Annotated in this window: 16 protein-coding genes; 2 read left to right on the top strand and 14 right to left on the bottom strand. The window is 39.0% G+C overall.

Going from position 1 to position 15,723, the window contains the following annotated elements; all coding sequences use genetic code 11:
* The 14 genes from I9192_RS10030 to I9192_RS09965 all read right to left on the bottom strand — a co-directional run bounded on the left by I9192_RS10030 (position 1) and on the right by I9192_RS09965 (position 11,632).
* Positions 1-615 carry a TetR/AcrR family transcriptional regulator gene (locus I9192_RS10030; RefSeq protein WP_005029256.1) on the bottom strand — a complete coding sequence of 205 codons (615 nt, stop codon included), beginning with the start codon at positions 613-615 and terminating at the stop codon, positions 1-3.
* A gap of 84 nt (positions 616-699) precedes the next feature.
* The gene (locus tag I9192_RS10025) at positions 700-1,473 is read right to left on the bottom strand and encodes a TatD family hydrolase (protein ID WP_005029259.1); all 774 of its coding nucleotides are present in this window, start codon (positions 1,471-1,473) and stop codon (positions 700-702) included.
* Between the two features lie 27 nt (positions 1,474-1,500).
* Positions 1,501-1,842, bottom strand: a complete 342-nt coding sequence (locus tag I9192_RS10020; protein ID WP_004830992.1) for a PilZ domain-containing protein — start codon at positions 1,840-1,842, stop codon at positions 1,501-1,503.
* Positions 1,843-1,868: 26 nt separating this feature from the next.
* Positions 1,869-2,849 (bottom strand): DNA polymerase III, delta' subunit, encoded by a 981-nt coding sequence (locus I9192_RS10015; RefSeq protein ID WP_005029261.1) that lies wholly within the window; start codon positions 2,847-2,849, stop codon positions 1,869-1,871.
* A 37-nt stretch (positions 2,850-2,886) separates the two neighbouring features.
* Positions 2,887-3,648 carry a 3-deoxy-manno-octulosonate cytidylyltransferase gene (kdsB, locus tag I9192_RS10010; RefSeq protein WP_005029263.1) on the bottom strand — a complete coding sequence of 254 codons (762 nt, stop codon included), beginning with the start codon at positions 3,646-3,648 and terminating at the stop codon, positions 2,887-2,889.
* 4 nt (positions 3,649-3,652) lie between these two features.
* Positions 3,653-4,669, bottom strand: a complete 1,017-nt coding sequence (lpxK, locus tag I9192_RS10005) for a tetraacyldisaccharide 4'-kinase (protein ID WP_005029269.1) — start codon at positions 4,667-4,669, stop codon at positions 3,653-3,655.
* Between the two features lie 3 nt (positions 4,670-4,672).
* Positions 4,673-6,403: a lipid A export permease/ATP-binding protein MsbA gene (gene msbA / locus I9192_RS10000; protein WP_004830996.1), complete on the bottom strand. Its 1,731-nt coding sequence runs from the start codon at positions 6,401-6,403 to the stop codon at positions 4,673-4,675.
* A gap of 3 nt (positions 6,404-6,406) precedes the next feature.
* Entirely contained in the window at positions 6,407-6,829 is a 423-nt protein-coding gene (locus I9192_RS09995; RefSeq protein WP_004830997.1) for an ExbD/TolR family protein, read from the bottom strand.
* Between the two features lie 20 nt (positions 6,830-6,849).
* Positions 6,850-7,482, bottom strand: a complete 633-nt coding sequence (locus tag I9192_RS09990; protein ID WP_004830999.1) for a MotA/TolQ/ExbB proton channel family protein — start codon at positions 7,480-7,482, stop codon at positions 6,850-6,852.
* 34 nt (positions 7,483-7,516) lie between these two features.
* Positions 7,517-8,407 carry a ParB/RepB/Spo0J family partition protein gene (locus tag I9192_RS09985; RefSeq protein ID WP_004831000.1) on the bottom strand — a complete coding sequence of 297 codons (891 nt, stop codon included), beginning with the start codon at positions 8,405-8,407 and terminating at the stop codon, positions 7,517-7,519.
* On the bottom strand, positions 8,404-9,186 hold the full coding sequence (locus I9192_RS09980; protein ID WP_004831001.1) for a ParA family protein: 783 nt from the start codon (positions 9,184-9,186) through the stop codon (positions 8,404-8,406). The genes I9192_RS09985 and I9192_RS09980 overlap by 4 nt, the downstream gene beginning before the upstream one ends.
* Before the next feature lie 24 nt (positions 9,187-9,210).
* The gene (gene rsmG / locus I9192_RS09975) at positions 9,211-9,843 is read right to left on the bottom strand and encodes a 16S rRNA (guanine(527)-N(7))-methyltransferase RsmG (RefSeq protein ID WP_004831002.1); all 633 of its coding nucleotides are present in this window, start codon (positions 9,841-9,843) and stop codon (positions 9,211-9,213) included.
* A gap of 86 nt (positions 9,844-9,929) precedes the next feature.
* Positions 9,930-10,619: an N-acetylmuramate alpha-1-phosphate uridylyltransferase MurU gene (murU, locus tag I9192_RS09970; RefSeq protein WP_151811124.1), complete on the bottom strand. Its 690-nt coding sequence runs from the start codon at positions 10,617-10,619 to the stop codon at positions 9,930-9,932.
* Positions 10,616-11,632, bottom strand: a complete 1,017-nt coding sequence (locus I9192_RS09965; RefSeq protein WP_009586646.1) for an aminoglycoside phosphotransferase family protein — start codon at positions 11,630-11,632, stop codon at positions 10,616-10,618. Before I9192_RS09965 ends, murU begins: the two co-directional genes overlap by 4 nt.
* 119 nt (positions 11,633-11,751) lie before the next feature.
* Between I9192_RS09965 and I9192_RS09960 the strand changes: the two genes are divergently transcribed.
* Both I9192_RS09960 and I9192_RS09955 read left to right on the top strand, forming a co-directional pair.
* The gene (locus I9192_RS09960; RefSeq protein ID WP_200150368.1) at positions 11,752-14,217 is read left to right on the top strand and encodes an LPS-assembly protein LptD; all 2,466 of its coding nucleotides are present in this window, start codon (positions 11,752-11,754) and stop codon (positions 14,215-14,217) included.
* Entirely contained in the window at positions 14,217-15,533 is a 1,317-nt protein-coding gene (locus tag I9192_RS09955) for a peptidylprolyl isomerase (protein ID WP_009586658.1), read from the top strand. The genes I9192_RS09960 and I9192_RS09955 overlap by 1 nt, the downstream gene beginning before the upstream one ends.
* The last annotated feature ends 190 nt before the right edge of the window (positions 15,534-15,723 follow it).

The following is a 15,723-nucleotide window of genomic DNA, read 5'->3' as shown; positions in this document are numbered from 1 at the left end:
TTAAGCCACTTGTTCTGAAGCTTGTGGGTGTTTGGGAATCGCCAATGCTTGATCAATCAATGCCACACGCAAAGTATCTCGACAACCCAAATAACGTTGATAAAAACTTGAATTCAGTATTGCAGCGCCGCCATGTGTTATTGACCAAATCGAAGCCAAATAATCACGTACTGACATCAAACTATTTATGGACTCCAAATAACTTTCCGTCATCCGAATAATCAGACGAAGACGTTGTTTGCGAACCTGATAAAGCTCATTAAACAAGTGATAAATCCCTTGTCCTGTAGTCGATAAACGTTCTTCAATTTGATGAAATAACACCGCTCTTTCAGGATGATGTAAATGGTGCAGCATAAAAAAAGCCAAATGCTCTGGAAAAGCTTTTTCAGTGTCTCGCACCATCTCTAATAACATGCGTTCATTACGAATAATCAGCAGCATGTAAAGTTCATCTTTACTCTGAAAATGTTTATAAAGTGTTCCCTTCGCTAGATCTAGTTCCGCTGCGAGTGCATCTAATGTCATCCCCGCTTCACCGTTTTCTAAAAGCAATTGTTCAGCAACCTGAAAAATTAAAGCTTCTCTTGCTCTAAATTGAGCCTGTCGATCCATCTTCACCCGATAAACTCTCTTGTTAATTCTATCCGTTAATAAATTGACGCACTTCTAGTCATGATTTTATCAATCAGTGGCGCTTTACTTTTGTTGAAGAAGATTTTCAAAATTTTGCGTGGTAATGAAAGCTATCTCCTCAAGTGTTTTATCATATACATCACTTAAGGCTTTGGCTACATAGGGAACGTATTTAGGTTCGTTAGACTTTCCTCTATAAGGCATCGGCGCTAAATAAGGACTATCTGTTTCAATCAGAACACGATCAAGTGGTACTTGTTTAGCCACATCTCTTAAATCCTGTGCATTTTTAAAGGATACAATCCCAGAAAATGAAATGTAATAGCCACAATCCAAAACAGCTTTGGCAGTTTCCCAGTCCTCAGTAAAACAGTGCAAAATACCATGCGTCGACTTTTCAGCGCGTATAATATCGACAGTTTCATGCTTTGCAGAACGGGTATGTACAACTACAGGTTTGTTGACGATTTGCGATGCATGAATATGTCGTGCGAAACATTGTTTTTGTTCTTCTATAAATTCGGTGCTGTGAAAGTAATCTAACCCTGTTTCACCCAGTGCCCAAACTTTTTCAGTTTGTGCAAGTTCCACAAGTTTTTCTACAGTTGCGCGCTGCATCATCTCTGGATCTTCACAAGGATGCACCCCAACACTATAACCAACATCGGCATGACGTGCAGCGATATCAGCAAGCACAATATGGTCATCTAAATCCACAGAAATCCCCATAAATTTAGAGACCCCTGCATCCCGTGCCTGCTGTAATGCTAGATCCAAATCGCCTGCATAAGGTTCAAGATTTAACATGGTTAAATGACAATGCGTATCAACAAACACAGGCTTTCCTAAATATTCTAAATTGGCTTACATTGTAAAGCTTGGACGATCCAAAGACATACTCCCAGCGAGTAGTTTTTCTGCTTCCATTTTGTAATAGACGCCTTTTTCACCAGTTAACTGAATTGCAAAACCTTGAGGCTTCATACCATTTTGTTTTTGCGTGATCCAAATCACCTTACCCGTTAAAGGAATTTTTTGTGATTGATCTGGCAAGCCCGCAAGCACAAAAACTTCATCACCCATTTTGACTGGGGTTTTTGAAGGTACAAACAAACCACCACCTAAAATATATGGCATATAGCTTGCCTGTAAAGTTGCTCGATCAGCGATGTTCACTTGAATCAAACCGCCCATACGTGGTTGCATGATTATTCCCCTTAAATATTCAAATTTTATGTCACATTCATTAATTGAATGGTGAGTTGATCAATAATTAGATTTGTTTGTACATTTTGATCAACTTTGAGTTTCGCTTGTTGTAAGTTTTCATAAATCGAGAACAGTGTTTGTAAATCATATTGCATGACAATCTCTGAAAACACTAAATCTGAATTTTTGACAACTTGATTCAGCTTGACACAAATTATATCCGACAACAAGTATTCAAACATTTGAATCAGATCATAAAAACTCAGTTCTTTATTCCATTTTGAAGCAAACTGCATTGGCATGCTTTTTTGACTGACCAGTTTGAACCAATCTTGCAAAAATTCCCCACGCCGATTCAGCCAATCCAATTCTGCAAGGGACTGTGCTTGTAAAGGCATATTGTTAGATAAGTTCATCAACAACTGAATTTGAGCATGTTTTTCTACAGGAAGTTGTTGCTGTAAATACTGCTCTGTTTGTATAGGAGTAATACGATCCATCGCAAAATGCTGTAATCGACTACGAATTGTTGCTGGAAGCTTTAGATAATGATCCGCCAACAAAATAATTAATACCCGTTCACCAGGCTCTTCGAGTGTTTTTAATAATGCATTTGCTGAAGCAATATTTAATGCTTCAGCGGGTTCAATCACAATAACGCGCCAACCATCTACTGTCTGTTGCACAAATGGTAGTAAATCACGGATCTTCTCGATCTTAATTTTCGCGTTTTGTTTCTTATTCTCTTCATCGGTCGTGATATTGACATAATTAGGATGGGTATCCGATTTTAACCACTGACAACTGCTACACTCACCACAAGCACCTTGTGGTGTCTTATTTAAACATAAAACCCATGACAAAAAATGCTGTGCAAAAGCATCTTTGCCACAGCCTTTTTTACCATAAAATAGCAGACCGTGTCCTAATTTGGGAAAACGTGTAGTCAGTGTATCCCATGTTTGTTGTTGCCAAGGGTAAACCTGAGAACTTGATGCATCCATAAATTGAAGACCTAAAAATAAATAGCTTAAATATAAATTATTTAAAAACAGAAACATCTAAGGCATTTAAACGATCTAAATCTGCTTGTGTATCCACACCTGGCGGTAAATTGACTTGTGCAATATCTATGGCAATACGATGTCCATTCTCTAAAACACGTAATTGTTCAAGGCTCTCTAAACGCTCCAAAGTGCCCATATCCCAAGTCACATATTCTTGTAACAATTTCACCCGATACGCATACAAACCTAAATGTCGATATGCAGATTGATGTAATGTTTGATCATTCAGTTGTCCAGTTTTACGTTCATACGGAATCGGTGAACGACTGAAATAAAGCGCTTCGTTAAACTTTGACATGACCACTTTAACAATACTTTCACGCTGGAACTCTTCAAGCTGATGAATGGGTTCGCATAGTGTTGACATTGAACATTGTGGATTTTCGGCAAGCAGTGTTGCGACTTGAATGACCAAAGGTGCAGGGAGTAAAGGTTCATCGCCTTGCACATTGACAATGATATCATCTGCATCCCAACCTTTGATTCGAGCAACCTCACTCAGACGATCAGTACCCGAGGGATGATTAGGATCTGTAATCACCACATCCACACCTTCCTGACGACAAATTTCGGCAATACGTGGATCATCTGTTGCCACACACAGATCATCAAACCCCTGAACTTTTTTTGCTTGATCAACGACACGCAGAATCATTGCACGACCATGAATTTCTAAAAGTGGCTTTCCAGGTAAACGTGTACTCGAAAAACGTGCAGGAATAACAATATGTTTCATCAAATTAACCTTGTATTAGATCAATACCAAGCTGAGAGAGTTGTTGATTAAGGAGCAAATAACATTCTTCTGAGAGTACTGCACCGACTGGAACCACCCAAATTTCGCGATTAAATTCAGGATGATCTTTTAATAAAGCCAGTAATTTCACCGCATCTTTTTCAGTCGTAATGATTGGATTTGCATCTTCAAATTGTAAATCATCAATTTCATAATCGTGATGGTCTGGGAACTCATGACATTGAAATTGGCTCACACCAATACTTTCCAGAGTATTGTAGAATCGCTGTGGGAACCCAATACCCACCACCGCATAATAATCGAGCGTGGGGTCAAAAGCTTCAGCTTGATCAAAAAAAGGATTTAACAAATAAGGTTCGGCAACCTCTAAATGCATGTTCAATGGTGAATGTGGCTGTTGCGCATGTTCAATCACTGTACTTTGCTTTAAACGACTGATTGGTTCTCGCAGATAACCTTCGGGAAGCATTTTTTTATTCCCTAAGCCTCGATTATTATCTAAAACAATCCATTCAATCTGTCGTTGCAATGCCCAATGCTGCAAACCATCATCACTAATAATCAAATCCAAATCATAACGCTGAAGCAACAGCTCAATGCTTGCACGGCGATTTGCGCCAACCACCATAGGCACATCAGTCGATTGCACAATCAAACAAGGCTCATCACCCACCGCTTCAGGTAAGGAATCTAATGTTACCAGTGCAGGAAATGGACCCTTACCCCCATAACCACGACTAATCACACCGACACGAACCTGATTAAGTTGTAAATATTTGACCAACTGAATCAAAAGTGGAGTTTTCCCACTTCCACCTACAGTGATGTTTCCAATGATCATCACCGGGACTGGAGCTTTATACGTTTCTTTGAGTCCAAATTGATACAATTGTTTATTGAGAACAAAACCAAATTGATATAGCCATGACAACGGACGCAGTACAATCAACCACTTGGATTGTTTATTCCAAGCATCTTGAATGATTTGCGCGAGAGACATCCGTTATTCCTCAAAATTGCGTTCATGTAACTGATAGTAAGCGCCGTGTTTTGCCAACAATTCAGCATGGCTACCTTGTTCTATAATACGCCCTTTATCCATAACCACAATCTTATCTGCATTTTCAATAGTCGAAAGACGGTGCGCAATTACAATCGTTGTTCGATTTTTATCTAAAATTGCTTCATCAAAGGCTTTCTGAATGAAATGCTCAGATTCATTGTCTAAAGCACTGGTCGCTTCATCCAGAATAAGAATAGGCGCATTCTTAAGAAGTGCACGTGCAATCGCAATTCGTTGACGTTGCCCTCCTGATAGGCTAAGCCCCTGCGCACCCAATGGCGTATCATAGCCTTTTGGCAATGCCATGATAAAATCATGTGCATAAGCCGCTTTTGCAGCAGCTATTACTTGCTCTTCTGTGGCTGCTTCCAACTGACCATAGGCAATATTCTCACGAACAGTTCGATCAAACAAAACCACTTGTTGGTTGACCATCGCAACTTGCGAACGTAAACATGTCAATTCAATATCACAAATCGGTAAATCATCTAAATAGATTTCACCTGCGCTTTTTTCTTGGAAACGCACCAACATATTAACAAGTGATGATTTTCCAGCCCCAGAACGACCAACCAGTGCGACAGTTTGTCCTGATTGTATATCTAATGATAAATTATCAATTGCTTTGACATTATTTTTATAGGTTAAATCAACATGCTCAAATTTAATATTGCCTTGTAGCTCAGGAGTCTTTGTACCCGTGTTTTCTTCTTGTGGTAAATCTAAAACCTCAAACACTGAATATGCAGCAGCCATACCACGCTGTAATTTCTCATTGATATCTGTTAAGTTTTTAATTGGTTTTGCCAACAAACCTGCTGCAGTGATATAAGCGACAAACTCGCCCGCTGAAGTATCACCCAAAATTTGCGGACGTAATGCCAACCAAATAATAATCCCCAATGCAAACGACATCACCAATTGCACAAGTGGGCTATTTAAATTCTGCACCACGACCATTTTCAAGCCGCGTCTTAAATTCTCTTGGGATGACTTGTAAAAACGAGCTTGTTCACTATCCTCACCAGCAAAGCTTTTAACAACAGCATTACCGCTTACTGTTTCGTGCACAATATGGTTAACATCACCCATGGTATTTTGCACTTGAATCGATAGTTTACGCATACGCTTAGATGCTTTACGTACCAGCAGACCAATAATGGGCATAAAGATAAAAATACACAGTGTTAAACGCCAATTGGTATAAAGTAAATAGCCCAATAAACCGAGTGTAATCGTACCGTCTCGAACCAATGTTTTCAGTGATTCTGATGAAGCTGCCGTTAACTGCTCAACGTTATACATAATCTTTGCAGTAATATGACCTGATGAGTTATCAAGATAATATTGTGCAGGCAGTTTGAGCAGTTTGGCATAAATTTCTTGGCGTATACTAAACACCAAACTTCTGGAAATCACAGCGGTGAAATACCCACCCATGAATAAACCTAAACCGCGAAAGAAAATAAGCAAAATAATTAATGCAGGAAACCAATCGAGATCACTACGGCTACCGCTTTGAATCGCATCAATAATATATTTGAGTAACTTAGCAACTGAGACTTCAGTGGCTGCATTTATTCCAAATCCGACAATAACGAGTAAGGCTGCCCCCCAATATGGCTTCAAATATGCCAATAGGCGAATATAAACCTTAAAATCTTGATTCACGAATTAATAACCTCGAGATGGAACTTTAGTACTGATATTGATATTGACGAAACCCAGTTGTCCTGCGACATCCATTACTCGAATAACATCTTGATGAGTGGCTTTCGCATCAGCGGCAATGACAAACATTAAATCACGTTTATCATTGGCTGCCTGTTTGATCGCAGTACTTAAATCAGCAGACTCTTTACTGGAAAGTGCCTGACCGTTTACCGCATAATGACCTGTCGAGTCTACCATGACTTCAATCTTGTTTTTGTATTCTTTTGGCGGAACACCTTGCGCATCAGGTAAAGACAGATTGATACGACTCTGTTGATTAAAAGTGGTGGTCAATAACAAAATCACCAAGATAAACAATAAACAATCGATCAATGGGGTAAGGTTGATATGAATATCTTCAACCGTTCTTCGTTTAAATTTCATAAAACACCTCCAGCTCAGCCTTAACCTGCTTTTCGTTGTGCACTTTCAAGGTGTTTTTGAAAAAATAATGCTGCATGAAATAATGTTGATTGTTGTTCTAATTCAGCCACATATTCCTGTACCAAACGTTGAAAATAACGATAAGCAAACAGAGCAGGAATTGCGATCAACATCCCAGCGGCTGTTGTGATCAACGCTTTTGATATACCTGGAATCATCATGGTTGGATTTGCAGTTGAACCCAAATCAATCACTAAAAATGACTCGATAATCCCAATTACTGTGCCTAACAAACCCAACAAAGGTGCAACAGCACTTAAAGTCCCCAAGAAATTGATGTTTTTTTCTAAATATCCGATTTCACGTGAAGCTGTCACTTCCATTTGCGCGCGCGCGTATTCTTCACCTTGCGAATAAGCATCCACGGCATCTTTAAAAATATACCCCAATGCTGATTGGCGCGCAGACTGATCCTGTTCCAAAACATCTAGAACCTCATCAATATCTCGTCCTTTATACAGCATCAATGATTTAGGCAGAACTAAAGATCGTTTTAGTCGTATAAATCTCTCGATCGAAATTGCAACTGTAAAAATCGAACATAAAACCAATGGCAGCATTAACCAACCGCCGGCTTTAACAAGTTCCCACATCTTTAGTTCCCCAAATTAATCAATCATGAAAAAATTATTGTTCTGCTAAACAGATATTTAAAATACCATCCAATTCATCAAGTGAGTTATAACTGATGACCAACTTCCCTTTGCCTTGCTTGTTATAATCTAATTTTACACTGGCGCTGAAACGTTCCGAAAGTTTTTGCGTCAATTGCTGCACATCAGGTGCAAGTGGGTCTTTAGATTTTTCCTGTTTAGGCGTATTCCAATCACGTACCAGCTGTTCAGTTTGACGAACTGATAAGTTGCGATCAATTACCATTTTGGCAATTTGTAATTGATCTTTGGCTTTCAAGGTCAATATGGCACGCGCATGCCCCATATCCAATAAGCCTTGTTGCATCAGATTTTTAATTTCATCATCGAGACTTAATAGGCGTAATAAATTACTCACGGTTGTACGTGCCTTACCTACCGTATCCGCAATTTCTTGATGGCTTAGACCAAATTCATCATGGAAACGCTGTAAAGCCAAAGCTTGATCTACAGGATTAAGATCTTGACGTTGAATGTTTTCGATCAATGCCAATGCAATCGCAACTTGATCAGTCAAATCACGAACAATTGCGGGGATTTCTGTTAAACCCGCTAACTGTGCAGCTCGCCAACGTCGCTCACCCGCAATAATTTCGTAAGGTGTTTCAGCACTCTCAATTGGACGAATCACTATCGGCTGCATAACACCGTGTTTTTTAATCGAAGCTGCAAGCTCTTGCAGGTCTTGCTCATCAATAAAGCGACGCGGCTGATATGCACCACGTTTTAATTGATTGACATCAATCTGTTTTAACTGACCATGATCCAAAGCTTGAACTTCAAGCTGTAATTTTTCTTTTTGGATTGAACCTAATAATGCATCTAAGCCACGACCTTTAGCCAAGCCTCTTTTTTTAACGGTCATGCTTTATTTCCTTTTTTCACTTTACTCTTTTTCAACATTTCAGCTGCTAAATTTAAATATGCAATTGCACCTTTAGAGCTTTTCTCAAAATAAATAATCGGCAAACCATGTGCTGGCGCTTCAGCCAAACGCACATTACGCGGAATCACTGTATCATAAAGTTTTTTGCCAAAATACTGTTCAAGTTCGGCAGAAACATCACGAGTCAATGCATTACGTGCATCATACATGGTTCGAAGCACCCCAATAATTTCCAACTCAGGGTTCAGCGCTTGTTGAATTTTATCGATGGTTTGTGTCAAATCTGCAAGACCTTCCAGTGCATAATACTCACATTGCATTGGAATAATGACAGCATCAACTGCAGCCAGTGCATTTACTGTAATCAAACTGAGACTTGGAGCGCAATCGACAATAATGTAATCAAAGTCTTTTTCAATCTGTTGCAAAGCATTACGTAAAATAAATTCACGCCCTTCTTGTTCTGCAATTGCCAGCTCTACACCAGCCAAATCACGATTTGAACCTAAAACTTTATAACCGACTTCAGCTTTAGTAATCGCTGTTTCAATTGGAACTTCACTCAGCAACACATCAGTAACTGAATACAATAAATCATTTTTTTGAATTCCAGACCCCATTGTGGCATTGCCTTGAGAGTCCATATCGACCAATAAAACACGCTTTTTCAATACTGCCAAAGAGGCAGCCAAATTTACGGCTGTTGTGGTTTTACCGACGCCACCTTTTTGGTTTGCGATAGCAATAATTTGAGCCATGGTAACCCCAATCCTTTGTCTGTTTTAGATCTGTTTTAATAAAAGTAAATGACGTTGTTCATCCAGTCGCGGCACATGCAGTTCTACAATATCACATTGCCAATGATCTTTCAGTGCATCCACTTCTTCTGTAGGCACTAATCCTTTCATTGAAGCAATAATGCTTTTCTCATGCATATAAGGTTTTGAGGCAGCGACAAAATCAGTCAATGAAGCAAATGCACGACTGGTAATCACATCAAACTGCCCAAGGTCATTGATACTGTCTTCATTTTCTACGCGCGTCTGCACCGCAACAACATTTTTTAATTTTAAATCTGCAATAAACTGTTTCAGAAAACGAATTTTCTTACCATTCGAATCAAGCAACACGCACTGACGCGCTGGCTGACACAATGCAATAATCATCCCAGGCATGCCGCCACCTGTTCCGATATCTAACAAACGACCTTGAGGTAAATCATTTAAAATACTTAAACTATCCAACAAGTGTTTAACCAACATTTCTTTGGGATCACGAATTGCGGTTAAGTTATATGCTTTGTTCCACAGGACGAGTGCATCTTGATAACGCAACAACAATTCTAAAGCTTCATCAGTCAGTTCTAAGCCAAGCTTTAAGCTACCTTGCTTTAACTCTTGAAAAAATGGATGCATAATCGAATAACATCTCTAAAAAATTAGCTGAAAGTATACCGATTTCTAGCCCGTGGAACAGTAGTTAACGATGAGTTAATATGCAGTTAAGCATATACACCCTGTCTAATTTGCAAATCTAAGGCGGTTAAACGCTCAGGAGTCCCTACATCAACCCATGCCGCTTGCATCTTTTCTGCAGAAATCTTGCCATCCAACATGCCTTGTTTGAGCAATGGAGCCAATGGTCGTTTACCATGTTCCAAACCATCAAACATTTTAGGATTGATGATAGCGACACCACTATAGGTTAAATTTTCACCAAGCTGTTCTTGATCAAAAGTATAAGCTCGACCATTTAACAAAGTGAAATCACCCTCAGGATGCTGTTCAGGATTTGTAACAAAAACCAAATGTGCTAAATCTTTATCAAGTTTCACATCAAGTAAGGCAGAGAAATCAAATGTGGTCCAAACATCACCATTGATTAAAATAAAAGGCTCGTCGCCCAACAAAGGCAAAGCATTGATAATGCCTCCTGCGGTTTCCAAACCCTCATCCTCTCTGGTCCAGCGAATTGTCACACCAAACTGAGCACCATCTCCTAATGTACCAATCAAAATATCTGCCAACCATGCAGAGTTAATGATAATTTCAGTCACACCTATTTTTTTTAATTTTTCAATATGCCAAACAATAAGTGCTTTGCCTCCTACCTCCAATAAAGGTTTTGGCTTATATAAGGTTAAAGGACGCATTCTATTGCCTAACCCTGCAGCTAAAATCATTGCTTTCATGCTGCAACCACCTCATATTTGCCATATTTGTCTTCAAATTTAGGCAAAACTCTTGTATGTATAAAGTTCATAAACGGTTGCAATTCCGCATACGGTTTAGACTCTTCCAGTAAATACCACATTACGCGTGGTAAATCTTTGAGATAACCTGATTTTCCATCACGCTCAAATAAACGCACAAAAATACCTAAAATTTTGATATGACGCTGAATTGCCATCAAATCGGCATCTTGTTTAAACTGCTCAAAACTACGCTCATGTTTCGCTGATTCAGGTAAAAGCGCATAGAACATTTTAAACCATGAATACACACGTTCAGGATTCCATTGCACATAAGCATCACGGGTAATTGAAATCAAATCATAGGTATCCGCACCAATCACAGCATCTTGAAAATCGATGATACCCTGTTCAACTTCACCTTCAAGAATCATCAAGTTGCGACTATGAAAGTCTCGGTGAACGATCACTTGTGGCTGTGCCAAAGCAGCATTTGCCAATATTGCAAAAGTTCGTTTGATTAAAGCTTGCTCTTCTTGACTCACTTGAATGTTTAAAGCAGGCAATAACCAGTCCGTTAACAACTCCATTTCTGAAATTAACTTTTCATATGCATATGCGGGTAGATGCGCTTTACCTTCAATTGATTGCAATTGCACCAACTGTTTAAAACTTTGCGCATAATGTGCGTCTACTGTTTGTTCATTTAATTGTGTAGACAGCAGAACATCACCAAAATCTTCAAGCAATAACAGACCTTGTTGTAGATCTTTTGCAACAATATGCGGAACTCTGACACCATTTGAGTCAAAGAATTCATCAATCGCAACAAAAGGACGACAATCTTCCTTCTCAGGAGGTGCATCCATCAGCATAAATGTTTTATTATTCAAAGTAATTCGTGCATAACGACGGAAACTCGCATCGCCTGCTAAAAAATTGATTTCAAATTGATCTGAACTGAGTACAGATGTTATCCATGTTTGTATCAAGTGTTCACGTTGTGTATTCATTTGCAATTTAATCTAATTCAGGCTGAATTTTTGAAGTGCTAAGTGTAGCTACTTATCAACTTTTTCTCTATGATGCGACAATAATTAATTGCGATTAGCATATTTGGTTAATGAGACAAATGAAGCATCAGTTTAAATTTAATCCTTTAGCGACTGCTATTTTGACACTTCTTTGTGGAAGTTCAGTATCCAGCTATGCTGAATCGACAACCTCTGTTTCTGAAGCAGCTGTCTCCAAAGTGAATAACAAGCAATTAAATGCTGCGATTAAAGAGAGTTACCCTGGTCAAAACTTTTTTGAACAATACTATGTAGACAAAAACGCGCCTGAAGCCCAAGTACGTGATGAAAACAATGCAAGTAATCGCTACTGTGAAGGTGTTTGGGTTACTCCATTTAGCACTCAGGCAAAAACAGTTGACCCTCAAGAAGCTTCATCTGTCATTACTGCTGATCAAGCCTATTACAATCCAAATGGCGACTCTGTGTTGTCTGGAGATGTCATGATTGATCAATCTGGGCGAATGATTCGCGCAGATGAAGTAACCATTGATAAAACACAAACTTTTGCAAAAGCAAAAGGCAATGTACAAATGGCGCAAGGCGGTATCATTGCGCAAAGCGATCAGATTGATTACAACCTAAAAGATGAAACTGGGCAATTAAACAATAGTTTTTATATTGCTGAAATAACACATGCGCATGGTCATGCAGCAAAAATTGAAAGAACATCACCAACAAATATCGTACTAGAAAATGCCAGTTATAGTACATGCCCACCTGACCAGAAACCAACTTGGAAAATCCAAGCCAATAAGATTGAGCTCGATCAAGAAACTGGGCGCGGTGTAACGCGTGGTACCAAATTATATGTAAAAGATGTTCCTGTACTTGCTGTTCCTTACTTCAATTTCCCAATTGATGATCGTCGTACCACGGGGATCATTAGTCCAAACTTCGGGTTTACCAATGACGGTGGCTTTGAACTTGCGGTTCCAGTTTATTTAAACTTAGCACCGAATTATGATGCGACCATCACTCCTCGACTCATTACAGACCGTGGTCTAATGGCTCAAGGCGAATTCCGTTATTTAACCGAGAATTTTGGTGCGGGTAGTATTTGGGGGAGTTACTTGCCTTCAGATCGTGGCTACGATGATGAAGATCGTAAGGACTTACATTTTCTACATAGATGGAATATCGATAAACAATGGTCGACCAATCTAGAATATAACTATGTGTCTGATAAAGACTTTTTTTCGGACTTAGACAGCAATCCAAACTCGCGTACCGAACTGAATCAACGACGTGCTTGGGAACTCAACTACAACCACGGTATTCCTGGTTTAAAAGCTCAATTAAAAGTTGAAGATTTCCAAACCTTAGACAAAACAGTCAAAGATGTAGACAGACCTTATGCTCGTCTACCGCAGTTTCTACTCAATTATGTAGGTGGCGATTATCAAGGCTGGGAATACGAATTTAACAACGATACTGCATATTTCAAAAAAGATATTAATGATGCTGATTACAGCAACCAACCTAGCGGTACACGTTTATATAATCAGTTTGCGACACGTTATAACTTCCGTAATCCGTGGTCATTCGTCATTCCAGAAGTTTCTGTCCGTAGTTTAAATACATTCTATGACCAAACCACAGTGGATCAATTGAATCTCAACAACCAAAGTCAAGATTCAAAAAATAAATCTGTGGTTGTTCCTCAGTTTACTTTGGACACTGGGCTAACCTTTGAAAAAGATGGTAAGTTCCTTCAAACCATTACTCCTCGCGCATTCTATGCTTATGCACCGTATAAAAATCAAACGGGTTATCCAAACTTTGATTCGACTAGTGCATCAATCAGTTATGATCAATTGTTTAGCCCTTACCGTTTTTACGGTCATGACCGCCTAGAAGATAACAACTTCTTGTCACTCGGGGTAAGTTATAGTCTATTTGATACGGTTGGTTTAGAACGTTTAAGAGCCAGTATTGGACAAAGTTATTATTTTGATGATCGTAAAGTTACTTTACTCAACAATACAGATGAGTTGGATAAAGAAAAACACACTGGTCCTGTGATCAGTATTTCGAGTCAGCTTTCGCAAAAATTTACTGTAAGCACCAATTCAGCTTGGATGTCCAATGGTGATAGCGCACAACATGACTTCCAAATGTATTACACAGGTGAAAAAGGAAATTTATACAACGTTGGATATTTTTATAGAAACAACCTTCCTGATCGCCAACGAGAATACGATCAAGCAGTTGCATCATTTATACAACCAGTAAAAGATAACTGGCGTATTATGGGTCATGTTCAATATGACCTTGACAACCATGTTGCACGCGAATATCTATTAGGTGTGAATTATGAATCTTGTTGTTGGGGAATCTCGGTCTATGGTCGTTCTTACTTCAATGATCTAGATGATGTTTCTCTCCCAGATACCAAGCCAAAACGCGCAGTTATGGCTGAAATCACACTCAAAGGACTAGGTGGTTTGAACAACAAGTTAAGTTCATTACTTCAAAATCGTATTTTAGGTTTTGATAAAGCTAATCAATCTTGGACTCATTAATGAAGACGCAAAAATTTAAAGAACTATTTAAAGCATCAACCTTAGCTTTACTCATCTCTACATCGTTATCGGTTTATGCAGCACCTAAAGATCAAATCATTGCCATTGTTGGTTCTACAGCAATTTTAAAAAGCGATTTAGACCAAGGTGTTGCTGAAGCTGCACATAAGTTCCAAGCACAAAAAAAAGAACTCCCGCCGCAAATTATTTTGCAACAGCAAGTGCTCAATCAGCTCATCACCCATGACGCACAACTTGAGCAAGTGAAAAAATATGGTTTAAAAGCTGATGAAAAAAGCTTAAATGAAGCTGTTCTTAAAGTCGCTCAGCAGTCTGGTTCTAATTCTTTAGAAGCTTTCCAACAAAAGCTAGATAGCGTTGCGCCCGGAACATATGAATTATTACGTGATCGTGTTTCCGAAGATTTATTGATTCAGCGTCTCAGTCAACAACAAGTCATGTCTCGTATTAAAATTACCGATCTTGATGTTGAAAACTTTTTAAAATCACCTGAAGGTCAAGCTGCTGTTGGAAGCCAAGCACATGTCCTACATATGCGTATATCAGGTAATGCCCCTGCAGATGAACTTGAGGCAGTTGCCAAATCTGTTCGTACTGATTTAAAAGGCACAGATGATGTAAAAAGTTTAGAGAAAAAATTCAGTACTGCTCAAATCAAAGTAGATGGTGCGGACATGGGCTTTCGCCCACTTTCAGAAATCCCAACTGAACTTGCTGCCCGAGTAAGCTCTCTTGAGCCAGGACAAACCACTGAGTTGGTCCAAGCGAAAGATGGTATTCATGTTTTAAAACTACTTGAAAAGAAATCAAATGAGCAAAAAGCACTTGTTCCTCAGTTTGAAACTCGTCATATTCTCATTAAAACTTCCGAAGTAGTTAGCCCTGAAAACGCTAAACAAATGATTGAGAGTATCTATAACCGTCTCAAAGCGGGTGAAGATTTTGCAACACTTGCATCAACATATTCGAATGACCCTGGTTCAGCACGTGATGGTGGTAGTTTAGGATGGGTCAGCCCAGGCATGATGGTTCCTGAATTTGATAAAATGATGCAAAGCGCGACAGTCAACGAAATCAGCAAGCCATTCGAAACCCAATTTGGTTGGCATATCCTGCAAGTCACTGGCAAACGTCAACAAGATATGACTTCTGAATATCAAAAACGTATGGCTCGCCAAATTTTAGGGGAACGCCAATTTGAATCAGAATATGACAGTTGGTTAAGAGAGTTGCGTGCCAATACTTATATTGAAATTAAAGATCCAAGTTTAGATCCAAAGAAAAATCAAAATTAAGTATCAAATAAAAACCAGTGCTTTGCACTGGTTTTTTTATGCCATAAGAAAATCAATATTTTGAACTGAGGCTTGACAATAGTGGCTAAAACAAACCCGTTACTGAATCATGAAATCTAACTCTTTGGACTACCACCAATCATGGTTAAAGGTAAAATCTTGAAATCATAGCGCTGATTTCTTCCTACCT

The sequence above is a fragment of the Acinetobacter bereziniae genome (genome assembly GCF_016576965.1).
GTDB lineage: Bacteria > Pseudomonadota > Gammaproteobacteria > Pseudomonadales > Moraxellaceae > Acinetobacter > Acinetobacter bereziniae.
The sequence above is the reverse complement of the archived record's forward strand: the minus strand, read 5'-3'. Positions and strand labels throughout refer to the sequence as shown.